This is a genomic window from Anaeromyxobacter sp. Fw109-5 (assembly GCF_000017505.1).
In the GTDB taxonomy this organism is placed as follows: Bacteria; Myxococcota; Myxococcia; order Myxococcales; family Anaeromyxobacteraceae; genus Anaeromyxobacter.
Window position 1 is genome coordinate 2254534 of sequence record NC_009675.1, and the last position, 24610, is coordinate 2279143.

The window sequence follows — 24610 nt, forward strand, 5'->3', positions numbered from 1 at the left end:
GAGTGATACCTAGATCGGCCGGACCTCGGTCGTGCGCGCCAGGTCCGCGAGCTCGTCCGGGGTCATGGAGAGGAACGCGTCGGCGCAGCGGGGGTCGAACTGCGTCCCGGCGCAGCGCGCGATCTCGGCGCGCGCGGCGTCGACCGAGCCGCCCTTGCGGTAGGGGCGGTCGCTCGTCATCGCGTCGAAGCAGTCGGCGATCGCGAAGATCCTCGCGCCGACGGGGATGGCTTCGCCGGCGAGGCCGCGCGGGTAGCCGCCGCCGTCGTAGCGCTCCTGGTGGCTGAGCACGATCTGCGCCGGGGTGTCGAGGAACTCGACCGACTGCAGGATGTTGAAGCCGATCTGCGGGTGCTTGCGCATCTCGGCCCACTCGGCGGGCGTGAGCTTCGCGGGCTTCAGGAGGATCGCGTCCGGGACGCCGATCTTGCCGATGTCGTGGAGGAGCGCGCCGCGGCCGATGTCCGGCAGGTCCTTCTCCGGGATGCCGAGCCGCCCCGCCACCGCGAGCGTGTAGCGCACCACCCGCTGCGAGTGATCGCTCGTCTCGTGCTCGCGCGCGTCGAGCGCCGCGACGAGGGACCACAGCGTCTGGGAATAGGTGGCCTGCAGGTCGCCGAGCGTCCGCGAGAGCTCGGCCGTCTTCTCGCGCACGCGGTTCTCCAGGCTGCGCCGGTAGCGGTGCCGCGCGAGCTCGAGGCGCCGGCGCCCGAGCGCCCGCTCGATCGCGCGGATGAGGTCGGTGACCTTGGGCGGCTTCAGGAGGTAGTCGGCGGCCCCGTTCCGCAGGCACTCGACCGCCGCCTCGGTGTCGCCGAAGGCGGTGAGCATGATGACCGCGGTGTCCGGGTGGAGCTCCCTCACTCGCTCGAGGAGCCAGAACCCGTCCTTGCCGGGCATGCGCACGTCGCTGATGACCAGCGAGAAGTCGGTCAGGCGCGCGGCGTCGAGGGCGGCCTCGGCCGAGGAAACCGCCGTGACGGCGTAGCCCTCCTCGCCCAGCAGGACCGCGATGACGTCGCGCACCGAGGTGTCGTCGTCGACGATGAGGATGCGGGTCGGCTCGGTGGGGGACTCCGCCATCCGGTGATTCCTCGGCGAAGGTGGAGCGCCCAGGAGGGGCGCTGCGCGAAACTATACCATGCGGCATACGCCCCCAATGCGTAGGATTCGCCCAGCGGTCGCCCGTTTGAGCGCCGTGTCTTGACCCAGCACCAGAGCGCCGCTACATCCGGCGCGGCATCATGTCCGACTCCCCGCGCAGCAGCCTGCCCGTCCTGGGCCCCTCCGGTGAGCCGCCTACCGATCGGCGGTCCATCCTCCAGTCTTTTCGGGAGCAGGGCGTACCGATGACCGCGCGGAAGCCTGGCTGGCTGCGGGTCAACGTCCCCGGCGGCGCCCGCTACCAGCAGGTGCGCGACACCGTGAAGGGGCTGGCGCTCCACACCGTCTGCGAGGAGGCGCACTGCCCGAACGTGGCGGAGTGCTGGGGCGGCGGCACCGCGACCGTGATGCTGATGGGCGACGTGTGCACCCGCGGCTGCCGCTTCTGCAACGTGAAGACGGACGCCCACCCGCCTCCGCTCGACCCGGACGAGCCTCGCCACCTGGCGGAGGCCATCGCAGAGCTGGGGCTCGACTACATCGTCGTGACGAGCGTGGACCGCGACGACCTGCCGGACGGCGGGGCCGGCCACTTCGCGGACGCCATCCGGCGGCTCAAGGACATCCCGCAGCTCCTCGTGGAGGTCCTCACGCCCGACTTCCGCGGCGACGCGGAGGCGGTGCGCACGGTGGGGCGCGCGCGCCCCGACGTCTTCGCGAACAACCTCGAGACCGTGCGCCGGCTCACGCCGGTCGTGCGCGACCTGAAGGCCGGCTACGACCAGACGCTCGCGGTGCTCGCGCGCATGAAGCGCGAGTTCCCGCGGATCGTGACGAAGTCGTCGATCATGGTCGGCCTCGGGGAGACCGAGGACGAGCTCCTCGAGGCGATGGGGGACCTGCGCGCGGCGGGGGTCGAGATCCTGACCTTGGGGCAGTACCTGCGCCCGAGCGCCTGGCACCTGCCCGTCGTCGAGTACGTGAAGCCCGAGAAGTTCGCGGCGTGGCGGGAGGCGGGCCTCGGGCTCGGCTTCCGGTACGTGGCGAGCGGACCGCTCGTACGGTCCAGCTACCGCGCCGCCGAGCTGTTCCTGAGGGGCGAGCTCGCCTCGCGACCCCCAGGTCCCTGACCGGAGCGACGCATGCGTCGAGAGCACGAGGTGGGGGCGGTACCGAGGCGGCAGCGCGGTAATCACCGGGAGTGGGAGCCGGGCCGCTTCGTGAAGGAGTTCCCGCTGTACCGCCTCGTCGCCGAGGACGGCGAGCTCGTCGGCGCGCCCGACGAGGTCACGCTGCCGGACGCCGAGGTGCTGCGGCTCTACCGGCTGATGGTGCTGAACCGCTCGCTCGACGAGCGGATGATCACGCTCCAGCGCCAGGGCCGCATCGGCTTCTACATCGGCTCCATCGGCGAGGAGGCGACCATCCTCGGCTCCGCGGCCGCCATGGCCGAGAGCGACTGGATCTTCCCCTGCTACCGGGAGCACGGCGCGGCGCTCATGCGCGGCATGCCGCTCGTCACCTTCCTGTGCGACCTGTTCGGCAACGCCGGGGACGCGATGAAGGGGCGGCAGATGCCCTGCCACGAGGCGTGGCGTCCGGGCCGCTTCACCTCGATCTCCTCGCCCATCTCCACGCAGATCTCGCACGCCGTCGGCGCCGCCTGGGCGGCGCGCCTGAAGGGCGACGCGATGGTCGCGCTCACCTACTTCGGCGAGGGCGGCACGAGCGCCCACGACTTCCACACCGGCCTCAACTTCGCGGCCGTGCGGAAGATCCCGGTGGTGTTCGTGTGCCGCAACAACGGCTGGGCCATCAGCGTGCCGCGCGAGCGCCAGACCGGCTCGGAGACCATCGCCCAGAAGGCCATCGCCTACGGGATGCGCGGCGAGCGCGTGGACGGCAACGACCTCCTGGCCGTGCACGCCGCGACCCGGCGCGCCCGCGAGCGGGCGGAGGCGGGCGAGGGGCCGACGCTCCTCGAGTGCGTGACCTACCGCGTCGAGGGCCACTCCACCTCGGACGACCCGCGGGCGTACCGCCCCGCCGAGCTCGTCGAGCCGTGGAAGAAGCGCGACCCCATCCTGCGCATGCGCCGCTACCTCGTGCGCCGCGGCGCCCTCGCCGAGGCCGAGGACGAGCGCATCCGCGCCCAGGTGCGCGAGGAGCTGCAGCGCGTCCTCAAGGAGGCGGAGGCGTTCGCGCCGAAGCCGCCGCTCGAGAGCCTGTTCGAGGACGTGTACGCGGAGCCCCTGCCGCAGCTGCGCGAGCAGCTGGCCGAGCTCGAGGCGGCCGTCGCGGCGGACCCCCGCGTCGCCAACCCGCGCCACTCCGACGCCTGACCCCGGCGAGGCCCACATGCCGACGATGAACATCATCCAGGCGGTGAACGACGCCCTGCGCCTCGAGATGCGCCGCGACCCCGACGTCGTGGTGCTCGGCGAGGACGTCGGGAAGTTCGGCGGCGTCTTCCGGGCGACGCAGGGGCTGCAGGACGAGTTCGGCGCCGATCGCGTGATGGACACGCCGCTCGCCGAGGGCGGCATCGTGGGGACGGCGGTCGGCATGGCGCTCTACGGCCTGCGGCCCGTCCCGGAGATCCAGTTCGCCGACTTCATCTTCCCGGCGTTCGATCAGATCGTGAACGAGGTGGCGAAGTACCGCTACCGCTCCGGCGGTCAGTACGCGTGCCCCATGGTGATCCGCACGCCGTACGGCGGGGGCATCAAGGGCGGCCACTACCACTCCCAGTCGCCGGAGACGCACTTCGTCCACACCGCCGGCCTCAAGGTGGTGGTCCCCTCGAACCCCTACGACGCGAAGGGCCTGCTCATCAGCGCCATCCGCGATCCCGACCCGGTGCTGTTCTTCGAGCCGAAGCGGATGTACCGCGCCGCGAAGGGCGAGGTGCCGCAGGGCGAGTACGTCGTGCCCATCGGCCAGGCGAGGGTGACGCGCGAGGGCAGGGCGGTGACGCTCGTCGCCTGGGGCTCGATGTGGCACGAGGTCGACCAGGCCGCCCGCGAGGCGGAGGCGGAGGGCATCGACTGCGAGGTCATCGACCTGCGCTCGCTGCAGCCGCTCGACACCGGGACGCTCGTCGCGTCGGTGAAGAAGACCGGCCGCGCCATCGTCGTGCACGAGGCGCCGCGCACCTGCGGCTTCGGCGCGGAGCTCGCGGCGATCCTGCAGGAGCGGTGCTTCCTCCACCTCGAGGCGCCGATCACGCGGGTGACCGGGTTCGACACGCCGTTCCCGTACACCCTCGAGATGGAGTACCTGCCGCGCGCGCCGCGCGTGCTGAAGGCGATCCGCGAGGTGGTGTCCTACTGAGGGGTCGCCGCCCGCGCCGGGGCGCCGGCGCGAGCGGTATCCCGACCCGAGCCGGAGGGCGGTCCATGGCGTACAAGCTCGAGCTCCCCGACATCGGCGAGGGCGTCGTCGAGGCCGAGGTCCAGCAGTGGTTCGTGAAGCCCGGCGACGACGTCGCCGAGGACCAGCCGCTCGTCGAGGTGATGACCGACAAGGCGACGGTCGTCATCCCATCGCCGAAGCGCGGGCGCGTCGTGAAGCTGTTCTTCGGCGTGGGCGACCTGGCCAAGGTGCACTCGCCCCTCCTCGAGCTGGAGCTGGAGGGGGCGGTCGCGGGGGCGCCGGAGGGGCCGGAGGGGCCGCGCGCGAAGGCGACCGTCGAGGCGCCCTCGGTGGCGAGCGCCCCCACGCCGTCGGGCCAGCGCGGTGCCGCTCCCCCGGAGCTTGCCGAGGCGCGGCCGGCGGGCGCCGGCGGGGAGGGGCCTCCCCGCGCCTCCGGCCAGAAGTCGCTCGCGACGCCGGCGGTGCGCGCGCTCGCGCGGGAGCTCGAGATCGACATCAACGCCGTGGCGGGCTCGGGTGCCGGCGGGCGCGTGACGAAGGACGATCTCGCCGCGTACCGGAGAGGCACGAACGGGCACGGACGGCCGGAGCTGCGGGCCGCGCCGGCGGGCGAGCTCGCGCCCGCCTCCCGCGCCCCCGCGGCGCCGCCGTCGCCCATCCCGCTCCGGCCGGAGTCGGGCGGCGCGGCCGACGAGCGGGTCCCGCTGCGTGGCGTCCGCAAGCGCATCGCCGAGAACATGGCCCGCTCCAAGCGGACCGCCGCGCACTTCACCTTCGTCGAGCAGTGCGACGTGACGGAGCTCGCGCGGGTGAAGGAGCGGATGGCGGTCGCCGCGAAGGAGGAGGGGGTGAAGCTCACCTTCCTCCCGTTCGTCGTGAAGGCCGTGGTCGCCGCGCTCCGCAAGCACCCGAAGCTGAACGCGACGATGGACGACGAGCGGGGCGAGCTGGTGCTGCATCGCCGCTACGACGTCGGCATCGCCTCCGCCACCGACGCAGGGCTGGTCGTGCCGGTGGTGCGCGGCGCGGACCGGCGCTCGCTCGTCGAGCTCGCCCGCGAGATCGAGCGGCTCGCCCAGGACGCGAAGGCCGGCCGCGCGCGGCCCGAGGACATGGGCCGCTCGACCTTCACCATCACGAGCCTCGGCGCGCTCGGCGGGATGTTCGCGACGCCGGTGCTCAACTACCCCGAGGTCGGCATCCTCGGGGTGCACCGGATCCGGCCCACGCCGGTGGTGCGCGACGGGCAGGTGGTCGTGCGAGACGTCATGCACGTGTCCGTCACGAGCGACCACCGCGTCGTCGACGGGCACGAGGCGGCGGCGTTCTGCTACGAGGTCATCCGGACGCTCGAGGATCCGAACCTGCTCTTCATGCACCTGGCGTAGGCCCGCGCTGATCGACACCCACTGCCACCTCGACAAGCTCGAGTTCGCGCCCGATCGCGACCGGGTCGTCGAGCGCGCGCGGGCGGCGGGCGTCTCGGAGCTCGTCGTCCCGGCGATCGGCCCCGAGGGCTGGGCGGGGCTCGCGGGCTACGCCCGCGCCACGCCCGGCGTCCACTTCGGGCTCGGCATCCACCCGCAGCTCCTCCCCGAGATCGATCCGCGGGACGACGACCGGCACCTCGCCGACCTCGACGCGGCGCTGGCGCGTGGCGGCGCGGTGGCGGTGGGGGAGTGCGGGCTCGACGGGGGGAGCGTGGCCGCCGGCGCGTCGCTCGTGCGCCAGGTGCGCGTCCTCGGCGGGCACCTCGCCCTCGCGCGCAAGCACCGGCTGCCGGTGGTGCTCCACTGCTTGAAGCTCCACGATCCCCTGCTCGCGCTCCTCCGCGCGGAGCCGCTGCCCGCGGGCGGGGTGCTCCACAGCTACTCCGGCGGCGCGGAGCAGGTGAGGGCGTACCTCGCGCTCGGGCTGTACCTCTCGTTCGCGGGCCCCGTGACGTACGAGGGCGCGCGGCGCCCCCTCGCCGCCGTCCAGGCGGTCCCGCCGGACCGGCTGCTCCTCGAGACCGACGCGCCGGATCAGACGCCGCGGCCGCACCGCGGCCGGAACGAGCCCGCCTTCCTCCCCGAGATCGCCGCGGCCGTCGCGCGCGCGACCGGCCGCACGGTCGCGGAGGTGGACGCCTTCACGACCGCGAACGCCCGGGCGCTCTTCCGCCTGCCGCCGTAGGACGGTAGAAGGGCGGGCCATGGACTGTCGCCGGGTCTCGCTCCGCGTCGATCGCACCGCCCGCCTCCTCGGCCCGGACGCGATGGAGCGGCTCGCCGGGGCGCACGTGGTCGTGCTCGGCGTGGGCGGGGTCGGGAGCTTCACCGCGGAGGCGCTCGTGCGCGCCGGGGTCGGGCGGGTCACGATCGTGGACGGCGAGCGCGTCGACGAGACGAACGCGAACCGGCAGCTCCACGCGCTCGAGGGGGCGTTCGGCGCGCTCAAGGTCGAGGAGATGGCGGCCCGGCTCGCGCGGGTGAGCCCGGCCGTACAGGTGGACGCGATCGCCGAGTTCTACTCGGAGGAGAGCGCGGAGCGGATCGTCCCGCCGGGCGTGTCGTTCGTCGTCGACGCGATGGACACGGTCGTGGCGAAGCTGCACGTCATCCAGCGCTGCCTGGCGCTCCGCATCCCGATCGTCACCGCGCTCGGCGCCGCCCGGCGGCTCGATCCCACCGCCATCCAGGTGACGGATCTGTGCGAGTCGCACACCGACCAGCTCGCGAAGGACGTCCGGAAGTACCTGCGGCGCCGGCACGGGATCTCGGCCTCGGAGCCGACCGGCGTCCTCGCCGTCTGGTCGGTCGAGACGCCGCGGGAGACGCTGGCGCTGCCGGGCGACGAGGACGGCGTACCCGGGGCGCGCCGCCGCGCGCCGGAGGAGCGGCGGCGCGATCCGAAGGTCTACGGCAGCGCCGCGTTCGTGACCGGCGCCTTCGGCCTCGCCGCCGCGGGGGCGGTGGTCCAGGGGCTCACCGGCGTCGCGCCGCGCGCCCATCGCGTGCTCTCGGAGAAGGAAGCCGCGCGCCGCCGCAAGCGCTCCCGCAGGCCGTGACGCGTGCCGTGGCCGCCGCTGGGCGAGCGGGCAGGCCCTTCAGAGATCGCTGCTTTCGTGTTGACCGTGCGCCACCCGCCGATAGAGTCCCCGCGCGCGCGAGGACGCGCGGTTATCTCGGCTCCGTCACCCACGAGGGGGATCACTCCATGGCCACCAAGACCTTCGATGCCGTCGTGATCGGCGCCGGCGTCGGCGGGTACCCCGCCGCCATCCGGCTCGCGCAGCTCGGGAAGAAGGTGGCGCTCGTCGAGAAGGAGACGCTCGGCGGCGTGTGCCTGAACTGGGGGTGCATCCCGTCCAAGGCCCTCATCGCCGCGGCGAACCTCGTGGACGAGATCAAGGGCGCCGCCGAGCGCGGCATCGTGAGCGGCGAGCCGAAGGTGGACGTCGCGAAGCTGCGCGAGTTCAAGAACGGCGTGGTGAAGAAGCTCACGAGCGGCGTCGGCCTCCTCGAGAAGGGGAACGGCGTCGAGGTGGTGAAGGGCACGGCCACCTTCGTCTCGGCCACGGCCATCGACGTCGAGCAGAACGGCGAGCGGACGCGCATCGAGGCGCAGGCGTTCATCGTCGCGACGGGCGGGCGCCCCGTCGAGATCCCGGGCTTCGCGTTCGACGGCAAGGACGTGTGGAGCGCGAAGGAGGCCGTCGATCTCCCCGAGGTGCCGAAGCGCCTCGTCTGCATCGGCGGCGGCATCATCGGGATGGAGCTCGGCACGGTCTACGCGAAGCTCGGCGCGCAGGTGACGTTCCTCGAGGCGCTGCCGCAGATCCTCACCGGCGTCGACCCGGAGGCCGTGCGGTTCGTCCAGAAGAACCTGCGGCAGCGCGGCGTCACGGTGCACGTGAACGCGAAGGCGAAGGGGTTCGAGAAGAAGGGCGGCGCGCTCGCCGTCAAGGCGGAGGTGGACGGGAAGGAGACGACCATCGAGTGCGACAAGATCCTCGTCGCGGTCGGGTTCCGGCCGAGCCCCGAGGGCCTGGGGCTCGAGAAGATCGGCGTGAAGATCGCGCCGAAGGGGATCGAGGTCGACGCGCAGTACCGGACGAGCGTCCCGTCGGTCTTCGCGATCGGCGACGTGACGGGCGGGCCGTTCCTCGCGCACAAGGCGTCGAAGGAGGGCGAGATCGCGGCGGAGGTGATCGCCGGGATGAAGTCCGCGCGCGACTGGGTCGCGATGCCCGGCGGCATCTTCACGGATCCGGAGATCGGCACGGTCGGGCTCTCCGAGGAGGAGGCCCGTGCGCTGGGGCACGATCCGATCACCGGGAAGTTCGCCTTCGGCGCGCTCGGGCGCGCGATCGCGATCGACCACACCGACGGGTTCGTGAAGGTGATCGCCGACCGCGCCTCGAAGCTCATCCTGGGCGTGACGGTGGTCGGGCCGGAGGCGGCGGACCTCATCGCCGAGGCCACGCTCGCGCTGGAGATGGGCGCCTACCTCGAGGACGTCGCGCTCACCATCCACGCCCACCCGACGCTCCCCGAGGCGTTCATGGAGGCGTGCAAGGTGGCGCTGGGCGAGCCCATCCACATGCTCAAGCCACCCGAGCGCAAGAAGAAGGGCGAGCAGGCGGCGCCGGCGCGCGCGTGAGCGCCCCTGCGCAGCCCGACGGGCCGACGCGCGGAGAGGCCGCGCCGGTGCGCACGCTCCTCGTCCACCGGCTGGGCCGCGTCGAGTACGAGGACGGCCTCGCGCTCATGCGCCTCGGCGGCGCCGCCGTGCGCGCCGCGACGCCGCCCGCGACCGACCACCTCTTCCTGCTCGAGCACCCGCCCGTCGTGACGCTCGGGCGAGGCGCCGATCGCGCCAACGTCGTGGCGGCGCCCGCGTGGCTCGAGAAGCAGGGCTTCGAGCTGCACGAGACCGACCGCGGCGGCGACGTGACCTACCACGGCCCCGGCCAGATCGTCGGGTACCCGGTGGTCGATCTGGCGGACCGGCCCGACGTGCGCCGCTACGTGGCCGCGCTCGAGGAGGCGATGATCCGGGCCTGCGCCGACTACGGGATCGCGGCGGGCCGGCACGACGAGCACCGCGGCGCGTGGGTGGGCCGCAAGAAGATCGGCGCGGTGGGCGTGCACCTCTCGCGCTGGGTGACCTCGCACGGCTTCGCGTTCAACGTCCGCACCGACCTCACGCACTTCCAGGTGATCGTCCCCTGCGGCATCGCCGACCCGCGCCTCGGCGTGACGAGCCTGGAGGCCGAGCTGCGCGAGCGGGGCAGGGCGGCCCCCGAGCTCGGCGAGGTGGAGGAGCGGCTCGCGACGCACGTCGCGGAGGCGCTCGGCCGCGCCCGCGCCGACGCGGCGCCGGACCTCCGCACCGTCTCGGTCGTGCCGGTCGGCGCCGATGGGCGCGTCCTGCTCCTGCGCCGCAGCGAGGCGCGGGGGGGCTTCTGGCAGCCCGTCACCGGGCGGATCGAGCCGGGCGAGTCCGAGGCGGACGCGGCGAGGCGCGAGCTGTGGGAGGAGACCGGCGCCGACGTGCCGGTGGAGCCCCTCGATTACGCGCACGCCTTCGCCCTCGAGCCGGCCCTCGCGCGGCTCCCCGAGGGCGCGCTGCGGCTCGCCCACGAGACCGCCTTCGCCGCGCGCCTCCCGGCCTCCTTCGAGCTGCGGATCTCCGACGAGCACGCGGAGCACGTCTGGCTCGCGCCGCAGGACGCGGTGGCGCGGCTGCGCTTCGCCGGGCTGCGCAAGGCGGTGCGGCTCGCGACCGGCGCCGCGGTCGCGCGCTGAGCGGGCCCGGCTCCGCCGATGTGGTCGCAGGTGGGTTCGCCGGGCGGCCCCTCGCGCCGTCCCGCGGCCATGGCATGATGCGCGCCGTGGTCGTCACCGAGCGCCATCGCCTGCGCGAGAAGCTCCCCGAGCTCGGCGCCGCCGCGCGTACGCTCGCCATGCGCGGCGTGCCGCGCGAGGTGCGTCTGCAGGGCTGGACCGGCCCGACGTTCTTCTCGTCGGAGCTGGCCGACGGACGGCTCCGCACCCTGGAGCAGTTCGCGGGCGCGGGCGCCGAGGCGGCGGGCGTCGCGGGCTGGGTGCTCGGCTCGATGCGCGATCCCCTGGCCTGGGACGACGAGCCCTCGGCGGTGTTCGTGCTCGAGCGCGCGTCCGGGCGCGTGCTGCTGGTCGACCTGGAGCAGGGGCAGCGGCCGACGTTCGTGAGCTCCAGCGCGGGGCTGTTCCTCGACGCGGTGGACGTGTTCCTGCAGTGGTGGGGCGGCGAGGAGCCGCTCCAGGACCGGCTGAAGCGGATCCGGACCGACCTGGCCCGCATCGATCCGCCGGCGATGGCATCGCCGCAGAATCACTGGCCGCAGTGGCTGGACGACCTGCGGGAGGTGTAGCCGCGCCCCTGCGGCTCACCCCGACCGCCTGCCCGACCGCCCGCGGGACCGTCTTCGTGGCCCCGGAGGGGTTCCGATCGCGGCGCCAGTTGGTATCATCCCGGCTTTCGCCCGGAACCCAACCCCATCCAGCCCGCGGGACCCGTTCGATGATCAGCGTCGAGAAGATCGGTGGCACCTCGATGTCGGCGTTCGAGGACGTCCTCCGCAACATCATGCTCCGCGACCCGAAGCGCGTGTACGGTCGCGTCTACGTCGTGTCGGCGTACGCCGGCGTCACGAACCAGCTCCTAGAGCACAAGAAGACGGGCGAGCCGGGCGTGTACGCGCGGTTCGCCGGCGGCGCGGACTACGCGGCGGCGCTCGAGCAGCTCACCGCCAAGCTGAAGGAGATCAACGCGGGCCTCGCGCCGCTCGGCCTCGATCTCGCGCGCGCGGACGGCTTCATCGAGCGGCGCATGCGCGAGCTGCGCGCGTACCTCGACTCGATGCGCCACGTGCTCGCGAGCGGCTACCTGCGCCGCGAGAACGTGCTGCTCGCCGCGCGCGAGATGCTCGCCGCGATCGGCGAGGCCCACAGCGCGTACAACAGCGTGGAGATCCTGCGCGCGAAGGGGGTCGAGGCCTCCCTCATGGACCTGACCGGCTTCGACGACGACGAGCCGTTCACGATCGACGAGCGGATCCACGCTTCGTTCAAGGGGGTGGACCTCTCGCGCCAGGTGGTGGTGGTCACCGGCTACACCAAGGGGATCGAGGGGATCATGCGGGAGTTCGACCGCGGGTACTCCGAGGTCACCTTCAGCAAGGTCGCCGTGGAGATCAAGGCGGACGAGGCGGTGATCCACAAGGAGTTCCACCTCTCGTCGGCGGACCCGGTGCTGGTGGGCGAGGAGAACGCGGTGCTCGTCGGGATGACCAACTACGACGTCGCCGACCAGCTCGCGGACGTGGGCATGGAGGCCATCCACCCGAAGGCGGCGAAGCCGATGGAGCTCGCCGGCATCGCCATCCGGCTCAAGAACACCTTCGAGCCCGACCACCCCGGCACGCTCATCACGAAGCAGTACGTGGGCAAGCAGGCCCGCATCGAGATCGTCGCCGGCTCGCCGAAGGTCACCGCGGTGGAGATCCACGATCCCTCGATGGTCGGCACGGTGGGCTTCGACTACGGGGTGATGGAGATCTTCCGCAAGCACGGGGTCTCGTACATCCTGAAGGCCACCAACGCGAACTCGATCACGCAGGTGGTCTGGGACAAGTCGGTCACGCCGGGCTTCCTCGAGGAGCTCGAGAACGCCTACGAGGTGGTGACCGCCGCGCCGTCCGCGATCGTGTGCGTGATCGGGACGAACATCGCGTTCCCGGGCGTCCTCGCGCGCGCCACGGCCGCGCTCGCCGAGAACGGCATCAACGTGAACGCCGTCTCGCAGTCCCTCCGGCAGACGAGCATCCAGTTCGTCATCGCCCGCGACGACTACAAGCGGGCGGTGGTCGCGCTCAACGCGGCGCTCTGCCTGAACCCGCCCGTGGCTGCGTAGGCGAGGCGGGCCGGGGCGCGGCGTCCCGCCCACCTCGGCCCTACGACCTCGGCGGCACGGGAGATCTGGTCCTCACCGACCTCTCCCCGCTCGAGGGCGGCCTCGTCCTGCCCGCCGCGGCGGAGGGGCTCTACGTCGTGCTCGACGGCTCGGGCCGAGCCGTCGCCGAGGTGGCGAAGGGAGCCGGCGCGGAGCGGCGGGTCGCGCTCCCGCCCGGGCGGTACACCGTGAAGAAGCGGCTCCCGGACGACTCCGGGCTCCTCGTCGCCCCCGTGTCGGTCGCGGGGGGCGCGCCCGCGGTGGTGGACGACGCGCGCATGGACCGGGTGCCGCTCGAACGCGATCCGCAGAAGGGCTTCTCCGGCTCCCGCTGGGCGCTCGTCGCGGGGCTCGGCGCGCAGCGCTTCTTCGACCGCGCCGCGCGCGACGGGCTGTTCCCGCCCGCGACGCTCGGGGGCCTCGAGGTGGCCGTCCGCGACGACCTGGGCCGCGGGCTGGCCTGGGGGATCGACGCGGCGCTCGGCGGCGGCGCCGGCACGCTCCGCATGCCGGGGGTGGAGCCCATCCCGGTGAAGTTCGCCGAGCTCGCGGGCGGGGCCTCGCTCTGGAAGGACTTCCTGGTCGGGCCGGTGGTGCTCTCGGCGGGCGCGCGGATCGGGCTCATCTGGCTCGGGCGCAGCTTCCCCGCGCGCGAGGAGCTGCCGAGCCAGACCTTCTTCACCGTGACGCCGGGCCTCGTGGGCGGCGCCGCCTGGCGCTTCTCGCCGCGCCTCGCCGCCGTGGCGCGCATGCGTCTCTCGTACCTCATCTACGCCGTCGACGAGGATCGCAGCCTCGGGTTCGCCGAGGGGATGCTGGGGGTGGAGTATGCGCTGGGTGAATAGCCGGCTCGCCGCCGCGCTCGGCCTGTGCCTCGGCCTGTGCGCCTGCGGCGACTACTCGACCGAGGACCTCCGCTTCCTCGCGGCCGTGCCGAGCCGCGAAGATCTGCGCGTCGAGGTCCCCGCGGAGGCGGCCGTCGCCGCCGGCGCCTCGGCGCAGGTCGCGGGGTGCCCGACGCGGCCGGCCGACACCTGGCTGCGCGCGAAGCCCGAGTCCGATCGGCTCAACGCGGGGATCTGCTGGTGGTGACCGCGTCCTTCGACGCCGCAGCGGCAGGTCGCGCCGCGGTCGGCTTCCGCACCGCCCTGGGCGCCACGGGCGGCTTCCGGCAGTGCTGGGACCCGACGGCCTGCCTGGTGTACGTGGACGATCCGGCCGCGTTCAGCTGCGGCGGGGCCGCGTCCTGCTCGTTCGGGGGCGTGGCCGCCTGCCCCGCGGTGCCGTCGCCGCCGTTCTGACGGCGCTGTCCGCGCCGGAGACGGTGAGGTACACCATCGTCTGGTTGAGGAGCTGGTACGCGATCTCGCCGAAGGTGATGGGCCCGACGATGTCGCCCGTGGTCCTGCCCTCGAGCGACGAGTTGACGAAGTTGACGACGCAGTTGCACGAGAGCGCGATGCGCTCGGTGAGCCCGGTGGGAAGCGCCGACACGAGCGCGTCCACGTAGTCGGCGATCGGGCGGGCGTGATGGTAAGGGACGCCCGCGAACACCGGGGCGTAGAACCGGACCTCGCCCCTCGCCCGGTCGACGGCCTGGAAGCTCACGTTGATGCGGGCACCGCAGTAGTCCGCGACCAGGGGGAGGCGCGTGTCGAGAACGGTCTCCTGGACGTACTCGGCGAAGTTGCACAGCCGCCCGTCGACCTCCGCGAGGGTGGCGGAGAAGCCGGTGACGGGGAAGACGATGGCGGGGCCGGTGCCCTTCTCGAAGATGTTCAGGATCGCGATCTCTGCGCGCATCCCGGGCGGCAGGCGGACGTGCATCACGAGCGCGTGCTGCTCCATGGCCTCGGCGGTCGTGCCGTCGAACACCTTGGGCCTCACCTTGCCCACGTCCGAGAGATGGACGCCCGAGATCCACCCGAAGAGCGGGGCCGTCGCGAACTTCGCGAACGTGGGCGCGTTCAGGGCGAACGAGAGGTGCACCCGGCTCGAGAACGGCGCGATCATCACGCCCATCGCATCGGCCGGGAGCTCCGAGTACACCCGCGAGACGTCCTCCGCGTCGTAGCGCCGGACGCCGGCGTACTCCGCGCCCTCGGGGAGAGACTCCACGAAGATGCGCTGGCGATCGACGACCCCGCCTTCCTCCGTCATGAAGTACGGGATCGTCCCCGCGATCCACTTCCCTCTGGGCAGGCGGCTCAGCGGGCTCTCGTCCCCGGCGAGCAGCAGCGTCTCCCCGCTGCGGATCAGCGCTGCGACCTCGTCCACCTGGAGGAGATGCCGCCGCATCGAACACAGCATATTACGGTCGGGAGCGGCCATCCCGCAGCGAGCGGCGAGGACGATCCGCGCGCCGTCATCCAGGCGGGTGCGGGTGCGCCGACTCACCCGGACGGTGCGTCGAGCGAGCCGCGGACAGCGCGGGTGGCCCGACGCGCGAGGCGCTCGGAGGTGCGCGGCATCAGATGATGAACCTGCTCGCACAGCAGCTCCGCGTGAGCGCGCTCCAGGCCGAGGTGAGCCGTTTCCAGCGGTTCGCGAAGGACGCCCCCATCGGCATCCTCTTCATCAGCAGCGACGCCACCGTGCAGTTCGCGAACGACGAGTACCTGCGCATCGTCGGCCGCTCGCGAGAGGAGTTCGACGCCGACCGGTTCCGGGAGGGGCAGGGCCGACCGCCCGAGTGGCTGCACCCCGAGCTCGGGACGCGACACGAGAGCGAGTACGTTCGGAGCGACGGGACGCGGGTCCCGCTCCTCGTGGGGCTCTCCGTCCAGCCGGATGGCGTCGCGGCGTTCGTCATCGATCTCACCGCCGAGAAGGCGGCGGAGCGCGGGCGCCAGGAGAGCGAGGAGCGGTACCGCGCCATCGCCGAGCAGCTCGCCGAGGCGGATCGGCGAAAGGACGAGTTCTTCAGGATCCTGTCGCACGAGCTGCGCAACCCGCTCGCGCCCATCCGGAACGCGCTTCACCTCCTCGGCCGCGCACCCGACGACCCGGCGCGCGCCGCGCGGTGGCGCGAGGTGATCGAGCGCCAGGTCGGGCACCTCTCGCGACTGGTCGAAGACCTGCTCGACCTCACGCGCATCACGGCCGGGCGCATCCAGCTCCGCCGCGAGCCGCTGGACCTCGCGCACGTGGTCGGCCACACCGCCGAGGACCACCGCGCCGGGTTCGAGGCGATCGGCGTGCGCCTCGTCCTGCAGCTACCGCCCGCGCCCGTGCCGGTCGAAGGCGACGAGACGCGGATCGCGCAGATCGTGGGGAACCTGCTCGCCAACTCCGCGAAGTTCACCCCGGACGGCGGCACCGTCACGGTCCGGGTGGCCGAGGCGCCAGGGCGCTCCGCGCTCCTCGACGTGCGGGACACGGGGGAGGGGATCGAGGCCGAGGTCCTCCCCCGCATCTTCGAGCCCTTCTCGCAGGCGGACCGCACCCTGGCGCGCTCCCGGGGCGGGCTCGGCCTCGGTCTCACGCTGGTGAAGCGCCTCGTGGAGCTGCACGGGGGAACGGTGGTGGTCACGAGCGCCGGTCCCGGGGCCGGGACCGAGGTCGCGGTACGCTTCCCCCTCGCCGCCACGCCGCGCGTACCGGCGCCGCAGGTCGGGTCCGGCTCGGGTGCGCGTGGCGCGGCGACCGTCCTGGTGGTGGAGGACAACCTGGACGCGGCGGAGACCTTGCGGGACGCGCTCGAGCTCGAGGGCATGGAGGTCTCGCTCGCCCCCGACGGCGAGGCGGGGCTCGCGGCCGCCCGGCGGAGGCGGCCGGACCTCGTCATCTGCGACATCGGCTTGCCGGGGAAGCTCGACGGCTACGGCGTGGCGCGCGCGTTCCGCGCCGATCCCGCCCTGCGCGACGTCCGGCTCGTGGCGCTCACCGGCTATGCGGGTCCGGAGGACCGGACGCGTGCGTACGCGGCCGGCTTCGACCTCCACCTCGGGAAGCCGGCTGCTCTCGGTGAGCTGCTGCGCGCGATCGCTCCGCTGGTCCGGCCCGGGACCGGCGGCGACGGGGCAGCCCGGGAACCCCGCTGAGGCGGCGCGCCGCCCGACGGCATCGGCTCCGTCCGCCCGGGTCCGCGATCCGGAGCTACCGCGCGCGCCGCTCGCAGAAGCTCCGGTGGAACCGGCCGATCCGCTCCACCACCGCCTCCAGCCGGTCGACCGGCGGCAGGATGGTCGTGCGGAAATGCCAGGTGCCGGGCTGCTGGCCGAAGCCGGAGCCGGGCACCACGCAGATCCCCGTCTCCTCGAGCAGGCCGAGGCACCACTCGGAGTCGGTCGCGCCCTCGGGGAGCGAGATCCGCGGGAAGGCGTACATCGCCCCGGCGACCGGGTTGCAGGTGATCCCGGGGATGGCGGACAGGCCGCGCTCGAGGAGGGCCGCGCGGCGGCGCAGGCTCTCGAGGACCTCGTCCCGCTCGCGGACGTACGTCGCGTGCGACGGCTCGCCGGGCCGCGGCGGCCGCACGAGCAGGTAGGTCACGATCTGCCCGGCGGAGTTCGCGCACAGCGCGATCGACTGGAGCTTCGTGATCTCGTCCATCACCGCGGCCGGCACGTTGCGGCACTCGAGGTAGCCTCCCCGTTGCCCGCACTCGCCGAGGAAGCCCTTCGAGACGGAGTGGAAGCTGAACAGCGAGACGTCGCGGAAGCCGAGCCGCTCGAGCACGCTCGCGAACGACACGAAGCGGTCGCCGGGCAGGTAGACGTTGGCCTGGTAGACCTCGTCGGCGAGCACCGCGAGCCCGCGCTCGCGCGCGAACCTGAGGACGTCCTCGACGTTCGCCTCGTCGAGCACGGCGCCGGTGGGGTTGCCGGGGTTGATGACGCAGATGGCGCGCGGCCGGATGCCCTTCGCGCGGGCCTGGTCGAAGGAGCGCTCCAGGTCGGCGAGGGAGAGCGACCAGCGCGCGCTCTCGTCGAGGTGGTAAGGGATGGCCGTGCCGCCGTAGAGGGTGATCGTCGCGGAGTAGAGCGGGTACTGGGGGATGGGGATGAGGATGCCGTCGCGGGCGTCGGTGACGAGGAGCCGCAGCACCGACTGGACGCCCTTGCTCGCGCCGTCGGTCAGGTACACGTGCTCGGCGTCGGCCTCGATGCCGTCGCGATCGCGGATGAAGGCGGCCACCGCCTCCCGCACGAAGTGGTACCCCTTGCTCTCGGTGTAGGCGCCCAGGCCGTGCTCCGAGCCGCGGAGCACCTCGCGCGCGACGGCGACGACGTCGGCGGCGAACGTGCCGGCGGGCACGCGCTCCAGCAGCTCCGGCCACTCGGCGATCGCGAGCACCTGCCGTACCCACGACAGCGGCCGCTGCCCGAGGGACTGCGGATTGCCGATGTTGCAGTAGATGACCTCGCGCCCCTGCCGCTCGAGCTCCTGGGCGCGGGCGACGATCGGGCCTCGGACGGCGTACTGGGCCTCGCGCACCACCGGCGCGACGTCTTCGATTCGGACGACCATGACCGCGCAGGATACGACGACCCGGTCGGAGCGGCGAGCCCTGGGCCTCCCGCCGGCGCCGGGGCTGGCGGAAAGCCCTGCGGGACAAGGGTGTCGTGAGCACGGACCAGGAGCGCGGGTCGCCCGCCCGCGGGGAGGGGACACGAGTGGTGAGCGACGGCGGGACCGGACGTCCTCTCGCTGGCATCGGCGCGGTGCGTCATGAAATCGCCTCGCCGGGAAGAGTCCCGGAGAAGGATTCCCCAAAATGCCGCGGCTTTCTGCCGCAGAGGGGGGACAGCATACCCACCGGCACCTACGGGCGTTTCCGGAGATCCCTCGCCATGAACCTCTCGCGACGGCAGTTCCTCAAGCTCACCTCGTCGGGAATCGGCGCCACCAGCCTCGGCGTGCTCGGCTTCGCGCCGGACGGCGTGCTGGCCGACGTCCGGAACTTCAAGCTCGCCTCGACGACGCAGACGCGGAACACGTGCCCGTACTGCTCGGTCAGCTGCGGCGTCATCATGTACGGCCTCGGCGATCGCGCGAAGAACGCGCGCATGCGTCTCGTCCACGTCGAGGGGGATCCGGATCACCCGGTGAACCGCGGCACGCTCTGCCCGAAGGGCGCGGCCCTGCTCGACTTCGTGAACAGCCCGCACCGGCTCAAGTTCCCCGAGTACCGCGCGCCCGGCTCGACCGAGTGGCAGCGGGTCACCTGGGAATGGGCGCTCGACCGGATCGCGCGCCTCATGAAGGACGATCGCGACAAGAACTTCATCGCGCAGAACGCGGCCGGCGTGACGGTGAACCGCTGGACCACGGTGGGGATGCTCGCCGCGAGCGCGTCGTCGAACGAGTCCGGCTACCTCACGCACAAGGTGTTCCGCTCCATGGGCATGACCGCCATGGACAACCAAGCACGTGTTTGACACGGACCCACGGTGGCCGGTCTGGCCCCCTCGTTCGGCCGTGGCGCGATGACGAATCACTGGGCGGACATCAAGAACGCCAACGTCGTCGTCGTGATGGGCGGTAACCCCGCGGAGGCTCACCCCTGCGGCTTCAAGTGGGTGACGGAGGCGAAGGCCCACAACAAGGCGCGCCTCATCGTGGTCGATCCGCGCTTCACGCGCACCGCCGCGGTCGCCGATCAGTTCGTGCAGATCAGGCCCGGCAGCGACATCGCGTTCCTGGGCGGCGTCATCAACTATCTCCTCTCGAACGACGCCATCCAGCACGAATACGTGAAGGCGTACACCAACGCGTCCCTGATCGTGCGCGAGGACTACGCCTTCGAGGACGGGCTGTTCTCGGGCTACGACGAGGCCGGCCGCAAGTACGACAAGACCACCTGGACGTACGAGCTCGGGCCGGACGGCTACGCCAAGGTCGATCCGACGCTCCAGGATCCGCGCTGCGTGTTCCAGCTCCTGAAGAAGCACTACGCCCGCTACACGCCGGAGGTCGTGTCCTCGGTCACCGGCGCGGGCAAGGAGGAGTTCCTCCAGGTCTGCAAGACCATCGCGTCCACCGCGCCGCCCGACCGGACCATGACGAGCCTCTACGCGCTCGGCTGGACCCAGCACACCGTCGGGGCACAGAACATCCGCGCGATGGCGATGATCCAGCTCCTGCTCGGCAACGTGGGGATGGCGGGCGGTGGCGTGAACGCGCTCCGCGGCCACTCGAACATCCAGGGGCTCACCGACCTCGGCGTCCTCTCGGACCTGCTGCCCGGCTACCTCACCATCCCGAAGGAGACCGACAAGGACCTCGACACCTACCTCGCGGCCCGCACGCTGAAGCCGCTGCGGCCCGGGCAGATGAGCTACTGGCAGAACTACCCCAAGTTCTTCGTCTCGCTGCAGAAGGCGTGGTGGGGCAACGCCGCGACGAAGGAGAACCAGTGGGCCTACGAGTACCTGCCCAAGCTCGACAAGCTCTACGACATCCTCACCGTGTTCGACCTCATGCACCAGGGGAAGGTGAACGGGTACATCTGCCAGGGCTTCAACCCGCTCGCCGCCGCGCCGAACAAGGGGAAGAACATCGAGGCGCTGGCGAAGCTCAAGTTCCTCGTCGTGATCGATCCGCTCGTCACCGAGACCTCCACGTTCTGGAAGAACGCGGGTGAGTTCAACCCGGTCGACAGCGCGAAGATCGAGACGGAGGTGTTCCGGCTGCCGTCCGGCTGCTTCGCCGAGGAGGACGGCTCGCTCACGAACTCCGGGCGGTGGCTGCAGTGGCACTACAAGGGCGCCGAGCCGCCCGGCGAGGCGAAGACCGACCTCGAGATCATGGGCGAGCTGTTCCACAAGGTCCGCACCCTCTACGTGAAGGAGGGAGGGGCGTTCCCGGACCCCATCGTGAAGCTCGCCTGGCCGTACGCGGTCCCGAACCGGCCGTCGGCCGAGGAGGTCGCGCGCGAGTACAACGGCTGGGCGCTCGCCGATCTCCCCGATCCGAAGGACAAGACGAAGGTGCTGGTGAAGCGCGGTGACCAGCTCACGACGTTCGGGCAGCTCACCGACGACGGCTCCACCGCGTCCGGCTGCTGGATCTACACCGGCAGCTACACCGACAAGAACAACATGGCGCGCCGCGACACCTCCGATCCGAGCGGGCTCGGGCTGACGCCGTCATGGGGATGGGCGTGGCCGCTCAACCGGCGCGTCCTCTACAACGCGGCGTCGTGCGATCCGACGGGGAAGCCCTGGGACCCGCGCCGCGCGCTCGTGAAGTGGAACGGCGAGAAGTGGGTCGGCGCCGACGTGCCCGACTTCAAGGTGGACCAACCGCCCGAATCCGAGTCCGGGATGTCGCCGTTCATCATGAACCCGGAGGGCATGGGGCGGCTCTTCGCCGTCGACAAGATGGCCGACGGGCCGTTCCCCGAGCACTACGAGCCGTTCGAGAGCCCGCTCGTGAAGAACCCGATGCACGAGCGGGCCGTGGCGAGCACCAACCCCGCGGCGCGCATCTTCGCGGCGGACAAGGCCGCGCTCGGCACCTCGGACAAGTTCCCGTACGCCGCGACCACTTACCGGCTGACCGAGCACTTCCACTTCTGGTCGAAGCACGTCCAGATGCTCGCGGTGGTCCAGCCGGAGCAGTTCGTCGAGATCGGCGAGGCGCTCGCGAAGGAGAAGGGAATCCGGAACGGCGAGAAGATCCGGGTGCGCTCGAACCGGGGCGAGATCGTCGCCAAGGCGGTGGTCACGAAGCGCATCCGGCCGCTCACGATCGCGGGGAAGACCGTCCACACCGTGGGGATCCCGATCCACTGGGGCTTCGAGGGCCTCACCAAACCCGGGTACCTCGCGAACACCCTGACGCCGTTCGTCGGTGACGCGAACGTGCAGACCCCCGAGTTCAAGGCGTTCATCGTGAACGTCGAGAAGCTCTCGGTGGCGTGAGGAGGCGGCCATGGCGCTCGAATCGCTCGACATCCGCCGCCGCTCCGCGAGCCAGACGTCGCCGCCCGACGTGCGCAAGCACACCGAGGTCGCGAAGCTCATCGACATCTCGCGCTGCATCGGCTGCAAGGCCTGCCAGGTGGCGTGCATGGAGTGGAACGACGTCCGCGACGACGTCGGCGTCCTCGACGGCACGTACAACAACCCGATCGACCTCACCGACCGCTCCTGGACGGTGATGCGCTTCTACGAGGAGGAGATCGCCGAGAAGGGCCTGCAGTGGCTCATCGTGAAGGACGGCTGCCTGCACTGCGCCGACCCCGGCTGCCTCAAGGCCTGCCCGGCGCCCGGCGCGATCGTGCAGTACTCGAACGGCATCGTCGACTTCAAGCAGGACAACTGCATCGGCTGCGGCTACTGCCAGACCGGCTGCCCGTTCAACATCCCGCGCTACGGCGTCACCGACGGCAAGGCGTACAAGTGTACGCTCTGCTCCGACCGGGTGGGGGTGGGCCTCGAGCCCGCGTGCATCAAGACCTGTCCGACCCAGGCCCTCAGCTTCGGGACGAAGGAGGACATGATCGACATCGCCAACGCGCGCCTCGTGGATCTCAAGGAGCGCGGCTTCGAGAAGGCGGCGGTCTACGACCCGCCGGGCGTCGGCGGGACGCACGTGTTCTACGTGATGCCGCACGGGGACCCCGCGCTGTACCGGATGCCTCGCGACGCGAGCATCTCGCCGCTCGTGGCGCTGTGGCGCAGCGGGTTCGCCCGGACGCTCGGCGTGCTCACCATGGTCTCGGTCGCGGTGGCCGGGTTCTTCCACTGGATGAAGGTCGGCCCGGTCGATCCCGACGCCCGGCCGCCGCGCGAGGAGGAGTAGGACATGGCGAACGAGACGCAGCGGACCTTCACGCCGCCGCCGGCGGTCCCGCCCGGGCCCCAGCGTGGCCCGAGCCATCACTTCGCGACGACCCGGCCGCCGGACGCGATCCAGCGCTACTCGACGACCGAGCGGCTCACGCACTGGGCGGTGGCGCTCCTGTACATCGTGCTGTTCCTGTCCGGCCTCGCGATGTTCCACCCGTTCTTCTACTGGATCTCGTTCCTGTTCGGCACGCCGACGTTCATGCGGATCCTGCACCCCTTCCTCGGGGTCGCGCTCGCCGTGCTGTTCTTCGCCTATGCGGCCCGGCTCTGGAAGGAGAACACCTTCAGCGCCGCGGATCGGCAGTGGCTGCGCCGGATGTTCGCGTACATGAACGGGCGCGACGAGGCGAGGGTGGAGGGCAAGTACAACGCCGGGCAGAAGGCCATGTACTGGTCGATGATCGTGATGGTGCTCGGGCTCCTCGTGACCGGGCTCTTCATCTGGAGGCCCTACATCGCCCCGGCGGTGCCGCTCACCGGCCGGCAGATCGCGGTGGTCCTCCACGCGATCTTCGGCTTCATCATGTTCGTCGGCATCGGCATCCACATCTACGCCGCCATCTGGACGCGTGGCTCGATGCGGGCCATGACGCAGGGCTGGGTGACGCGCCGCTGGGCGCGCTATCACCACCCCGGCTGGTACGAGCGGCACGCGCCCAAGGAGCCGGTGCGTTGAGCCATCCGGAGCTGCCGATCACCCCGGGTGACGTCCCGCCCCCGCTCCGGCTGCCCGAGGCGAGGCTCCTCTTCCGCGGCCGGGCCGAGCGGCTGGAGGCCCTCGCGGAGGGCCACGCCGCGGGCGAGTGGCTGCGCTTCCTGGCCCGGCTCGCCCGCGGCCAGGATCGCGCCGTGCGCGAGGTGGCCGCGGCGCCGCCGCCGCGAGCCGAGGGAGGGCCTCCTCTCGCGGGCGCGCTCGCGCGTCGCGACCCCTCCTGGCGTGACGCCCTGCGGGTGGTGCTCGCCGTGGCGAAGGACGGCGCGCTCCCCGGCGCGGCAGCCGCGGCCATCGCGCGCCTCGAGGGCGCCTCCCCCGAGGCGCTCGAGGCGCTCGCGGACGAGGTGGTGGGCGGCGCGCCGGCCGACCTCGCCGCCGCGCCGTTCGTGGGCGCGGCGCTCCAGGCCCACCTCGCGCGGCTCGCCGGCGGCGTCTCTCCCACGGCGGTCGCGCCGGCGGGGGCGATGTGCCCGGTCTGCGGCGGGACTCCCGTCGCGAGCGTGGTCCTGGGCGACGCGCGGGTGCGCTACATCGTGTGCGGGCTCTGCGGCGCGGAGTGGCACCTCCCGCGCGCGCAGTGCGCGCTGTGCCGCCAGTCGGGAAAGCTCTCCTACCTGGAGATCGAGGGCGGGCCGCCGGGCGTCAGCGCCGAGGCCTGCGCGGGTTGCCACGCGTACCTCAAGGTGGTCGATCTCGCCGAGGCCCACGGCGCCGACGCGGTGGCCGACGACGCGGCGACGCTCGTGCTCGATCTGCTCGTGGGCGAGCGCGGGTTCCTGCGCGCCGGGATGAACCCGCTCGCACCCGCGGGCGAGCGGACCTGACGGGGACCGCGCGAGGCCACGCGCGGCCTCCCCCTTCGCGCGAGCGCTGCGGCCGAGCGGGCGGGCGGCGCGCGCCGCGGATCTCCACCTTTCTCCGAGGGAGGAGACACATGCTCAGGACGATCGCGCTCGCGGCGGCGCTCCTCGCGGGGTCGGCGTGTGCGCAGGAGACGAAGTCGCAGGAGGCGCAGCAGAAGTCGGGGGCGAAGCCGCAGGAGCAGGCGAGCGCGGAGAAAGCCCAGGGCGCGAAGGGCGCGGACACGCAGGAGGCCGGGGCCAAGGACATCAAGGGGTACGGCTACGGCACTCCCTCGGGAGTGGAGGCCGAGAGCGAGGCGCGTCAGGCGACGGACGAGAAGGGCACCCGGGCGAAGACGCCGCAGCAGGAGGAGGGCGCGAGCGTGACGGAGGCGCACGCGCGCGCGGAGGCCGGCACGCTCTCCGGCAAGGTCGTGAGTACGGGCAAGGACCGCCTCACCATCCAGGCGCCGGACGGCATGCGCGACATCCAGGTGACGGGCAAGACCGAGGTGAGCGGCGCCGGCCGCACGAGCGTGGCGCAGCTCGAGCGTGGCGACGAGGTGCGCGTATCGTTCGACGCGAAGGAGGGAGTCTCGGTCGCGAAGCGGATCGAGGTGCGTTCGGCCGGCGCGAAGCGCGGCATGGGCGACGAGGCGCTCACGCCGCCAGCGGGGACCTCCACGCCTCCGGGCTCGACGACGACGCCGAGCGGGACGCCGTCCGGCCCGACGCCGGGGACGAACACGCAGGGCGGGACCACCACGCCCGGCACCGACACGCGGCGGTGAGGA

At 72.4% G+C, this 24610-nt stretch carries 21 protein-coding genes; 18 read left to right on the plus strand and 3 right to left on the minus strand.

The annotated features are described in order from the left end of the window. Positions 1 to 9: 9 nt before the first annotated feature. Positions 10 to 1083 (minus strand): HD domain-containing phosphohydrolase, encoded by a 1074-nt coding sequence (locus tag ANAE109_RS10140; RefSeq protein ID WP_012096773.1) that lies wholly within the window; start codon positions 1081 to 1083, stop codon positions 10 to 12. Positions 1084 to 1349: 266 nt separating this feature from the next. Between ANAE109_RS10140 and lipA the strand changes: the two genes are divergently transcribed. The 12 genes from lipA to ANAE109_RS10200 all read left to right on the plus strand — a co-directional run bounded on the left by lipA (position 1350) and on the right by ANAE109_RS10200 (position 13551). Further along, positions 1350 to 2234: a lipoyl synthase gene (lipA, locus tag ANAE109_RS10145; RefSeq protein ID WP_012096774.1), complete on the plus strand. Its 885-nt coding sequence runs from the start codon at positions 1350 to 1352 to the stop codon at positions 2232 to 2234. Between the two features lie 12 nt (positions 2235 to 2246). Then, entirely contained in the window at positions 2247 to 3446 is a 1200-nt protein-coding gene (locus tag ANAE109_RS10150) for a thiamine pyrophosphate-dependent dehydrogenase E1 component subunit alpha (RefSeq protein WP_012096775.1), read from the plus strand. 16 nt (positions 3447 to 3462) lie between these two features. After that, positions 3463 to 4437 (plus strand): alpha-ketoacid dehydrogenase subunit beta, encoded by a 975-nt coding sequence (locus tag ANAE109_RS10155; RefSeq protein ID WP_012096776.1) that lies wholly within the window; start codon positions 3463 to 3465, stop codon positions 4435 to 4437. Between the two features lie 65 nt (positions 4438 to 4502). After that, positions 4503 to 5867: a dihydrolipoamide acetyltransferase family protein gene (locus ANAE109_RS10160; protein WP_012096777.1), complete on the plus strand. Its 1365-nt coding sequence runs from the start codon at positions 4503 to 4505 to the stop codon at positions 5865 to 5867. Positions 5868 to 5877: 10 nt separating this feature from the next. Further along, entirely contained in the window at positions 5878 to 6654 is a 777-nt protein-coding gene (locus ANAE109_RS10165; RefSeq protein WP_234945331.1) for a TatD family hydrolase, read from the plus strand. A gap of 19 nt (positions 6655 to 6673) precedes the next feature. Beyond that, positions 6674 to 7528, plus strand: a complete 855-nt coding sequence (locus ANAE109_RS10170) for a ThiF family adenylyltransferase (protein ID WP_012096779.1) — start codon at positions 6674 to 6676, stop codon at positions 7526 to 7528. Between the two features lie 149 nt (positions 7529 to 7677). Next, entirely contained in the window at positions 7678 to 9123 is a 1446-nt protein-coding gene (gene lpdA, locus ANAE109_RS10175; protein ID WP_012096780.1) for a dihydrolipoyl dehydrogenase, read from the plus strand. A 47-nt stretch (positions 9124 to 9170) separates the two neighbouring features. Continuing rightward, entirely contained in the window at positions 9171 to 10271 is a 1101-nt protein-coding gene (lipB, locus tag ANAE109_RS10180; RefSeq protein WP_041449061.1) for a lipoyl(octanoyl) transferase LipB, read from the plus strand. Between the two features lie 20 nt (positions 10272 to 10291). After that, on the plus strand, positions 10292 to 10879 hold the full coding sequence (locus ANAE109_RS10185) for an SUKH-4 family immunity protein (RefSeq protein WP_012096782.1): 588 nt from the start codon (positions 10292 to 10294) through the stop codon (positions 10877 to 10879). A 149-nt stretch (positions 10880 to 11028) separates the two neighbouring features. Next, positions 11029 to 12420 carry an aspartate kinase gene (locus ANAE109_RS10190; RefSeq protein WP_012096783.1) on the plus strand — a complete coding sequence of 464 codons (1392 nt, stop codon included), beginning with the start codon at positions 11029 to 11031 and terminating at the stop codon, positions 12418 to 12420. A gap of 137 nt (positions 12421 to 12557) precedes the next feature. Next, the gene (locus tag ANAE109_RS10195) at positions 12558 to 13304 is read left to right on the plus strand and encodes a hypothetical protein (protein WP_012096784.1); all 747 of its coding nucleotides are present in this window, start codon (positions 12558 to 12560) and stop codon (positions 13302 to 13304) included. Then, on the plus strand, positions 13297 to 13551 hold the full coding sequence (locus ANAE109_RS10200; RefSeq protein WP_143827942.1) for a hypothetical protein: 255 nt from the start codon (positions 13297 to 13299) through the stop codon (positions 13549 to 13551). The genes ANAE109_RS10195 and ANAE109_RS10200 overlap by 8 nt, the downstream gene beginning before the upstream one ends. Before the next feature lie 132 nt (positions 13552 to 13683). Here ANAE109_RS10200 and ANAE109_RS10210 read toward each other — a convergent pair whose 3' ends face one another. After that, on the minus strand, positions 13684 to 14757 hold the full coding sequence (locus ANAE109_RS10210) for a hypothetical protein (protein WP_049768565.1): 1074 nt from the start codon (positions 14755 to 14757) through the stop codon (positions 13684 to 13686). A 176-nt stretch (positions 14758 to 14933) separates the two neighbouring features. Between ANAE109_RS10210 and ANAE109_RS10215 the strand changes: the two genes are divergently transcribed. Continuing rightward, on the plus strand, positions 14934 to 16502 hold the full coding sequence (locus ANAE109_RS10215) for an ATP-binding protein (protein ID WP_012096787.1): 1569 nt from the start codon (positions 14934 to 14936) through the stop codon (positions 16500 to 16502). A gap of 55 nt (positions 16503 to 16557) precedes the next feature. Here ANAE109_RS10215 and ANAE109_RS10220 read toward each other — a convergent pair whose 3' ends face one another. Further along, positions 16558 to 17931: an aminotransferase class I/II-fold pyridoxal phosphate-dependent enzyme gene (locus ANAE109_RS10220; protein ID WP_012096788.1), complete on the minus strand. Its 1374-nt coding sequence runs from the start codon at positions 17929 to 17931 to the stop codon at positions 16558 to 16560. 323 nt (positions 17932 to 18254) lie between these two features. Between ANAE109_RS10220 and fdnG the strand changes: the two genes are divergently transcribed. From fdnG to ANAE109_RS10250, 5 genes are all read left to right on the plus strand, one after another. Beyond that, the gene (fdnG, locus tag ANAE109_RS10230) at positions 18255 to 21329 is read left to right on the plus strand and encodes a formate dehydrogenase-N subunit alpha (protein WP_143827943.1); all 3075 of its coding nucleotides are present in this window, start codon (positions 18255 to 18257) and stop codon (positions 21327 to 21329) included. A 10-nt stretch (positions 21330 to 21339) separates the two neighbouring features. Continuing rightward, entirely contained in the window at positions 21340 to 22212 is an 873-nt protein-coding gene (gene fdxH / locus ANAE109_RS10235; protein WP_012096791.1) for a formate dehydrogenase subunit beta, read from the plus strand. Positions 22213 to 22215: 3 nt separating this feature from the next. Further along, a complete protein-coding gene (locus tag ANAE109_RS10240; RefSeq protein ID WP_012096792.1) occupies positions 22216 to 22935 on the plus strand; it encodes a formate dehydrogenase subunit gamma in 720 nt (239 codons plus the stop codon). Then, positions 22932 to 23798, plus strand: coding sequence for a formate dehydrogenase accessory protein FdhE (gene fdhE, locus ANAE109_RS10245; protein WP_012096793.1), 867 nt, complete (start codon positions 22932 to 22934; stop codon positions 23796 to 23798). The genes ANAE109_RS10240 and fdhE overlap by 4 nt, the downstream gene beginning before the upstream one ends. A 110-nt stretch (positions 23799 to 23908) precedes the next feature. Next, positions 23909 to 24607, plus strand: a complete 699-nt coding sequence (locus ANAE109_RS10250) for a hypothetical protein (RefSeq protein WP_012096794.1) — start codon at positions 23909 to 23911, stop codon at positions 24605 to 24607. The last annotated feature ends 3 nt before the right edge of the window (positions 24608 to 24610 follow it).

What these genes read in the sequence shown, in the direction of transcription:
- ANAE109_RS10140 (WP_012096773.1), bottom strand. Translation starts at nt 1,083, where the DNA reads ATGGCGGAGTCCCCCACCGAGCCGACCCGCATCCTCATCGTCGACGAC.
- lipA (WP_012096774.1), top strand. Translation starts at nt 1,350, where the DNA reads ATGACCGCGCGGAAGCCTGGCTGGCTGCGGGTCAACGTCCCCGGCGGC.
- ANAE109_RS10150 (WP_012096775.1), top strand. Translation starts at nt 2,247, where the DNA reads ATGCGTCGAGAGCACGAGGTGGGGGCGGTACCGAGGCGGCAGCGCGGT.
- ANAE109_RS10155 (WP_012096776.1), top strand. Translation starts at nt 3,463, where the DNA reads ATGCCGACGATGAACATCATCCAGGCGGTGAACGACGCCCTGCGCCTC.
- ANAE109_RS10160 (WP_012096777.1), top strand. Translation starts at nt 4,503, where the DNA reads ATGGCGTACAAGCTCGAGCTCCCCGACATCGGCGAGGGCGTCGTCGAG.
- ANAE109_RS10170 (WP_012096779.1), top strand. Translation starts at nt 6,674, where the DNA reads ATGGACTGTCGCCGGGTCTCGCTCCGCGTCGATCGCACCGCCCGCCTC.
- lpdA (WP_012096780.1), top strand. Translation starts at nt 7,678, where the DNA reads ATGGCCACCAAGACCTTCGATGCCGTCGTGATCGGCGCCGGCGTCGGC.
- ANAE109_RS10190 (WP_012096783.1), top strand. Translation starts at nt 11,029, where the DNA reads ATGATCAGCGTCGAGAAGATCGGTGGCACCTCGATGTCGGCGTTCGAG.
- ANAE109_RS10210 (WP_049768565.1), bottom strand. Translation starts at nt 14,757, where the DNA reads ATGCGGCGGCATCTCCTCCAGGTGGACGAGGTCGCAGCGCTGATCCGC.
- ANAE109_RS10215 (WP_012096787.1), top strand. Translation starts at nt 14,934, where the DNA reads ATGATGAACCTGCTCGCACAGCAGCTCCGCGTGAGCGCGCTCCAGGCC.
- ANAE109_RS10220 (WP_012096788.1), bottom strand. Translation starts at nt 17,931, where the DNA reads ATGGTCGTCCGAATCGAAGACGTCGCGCCGGTGGTGCGCGAGGCCCAG.
- fdxH (WP_012096791.1), top strand. Translation starts at nt 21,340, where the DNA reads ATGGCGCTCGAATCGCTCGACATCCGCCGCCGCTCCGCGAGCCAGACG.
- ANAE109_RS10240 (WP_012096792.1), top strand. Translation starts at nt 22,216, where the DNA reads ATGGCGAACGAGACGCAGCGGACCTTCACGCCGCCGCCGGCGGTCCCG.
- ANAE109_RS10250 (WP_012096794.1), top strand. Translation starts at nt 23,909, where the DNA reads ATGCTCAGGACGATCGCGCTCGCGGCGGCGCTCCTCGCGGGGTCGGCG.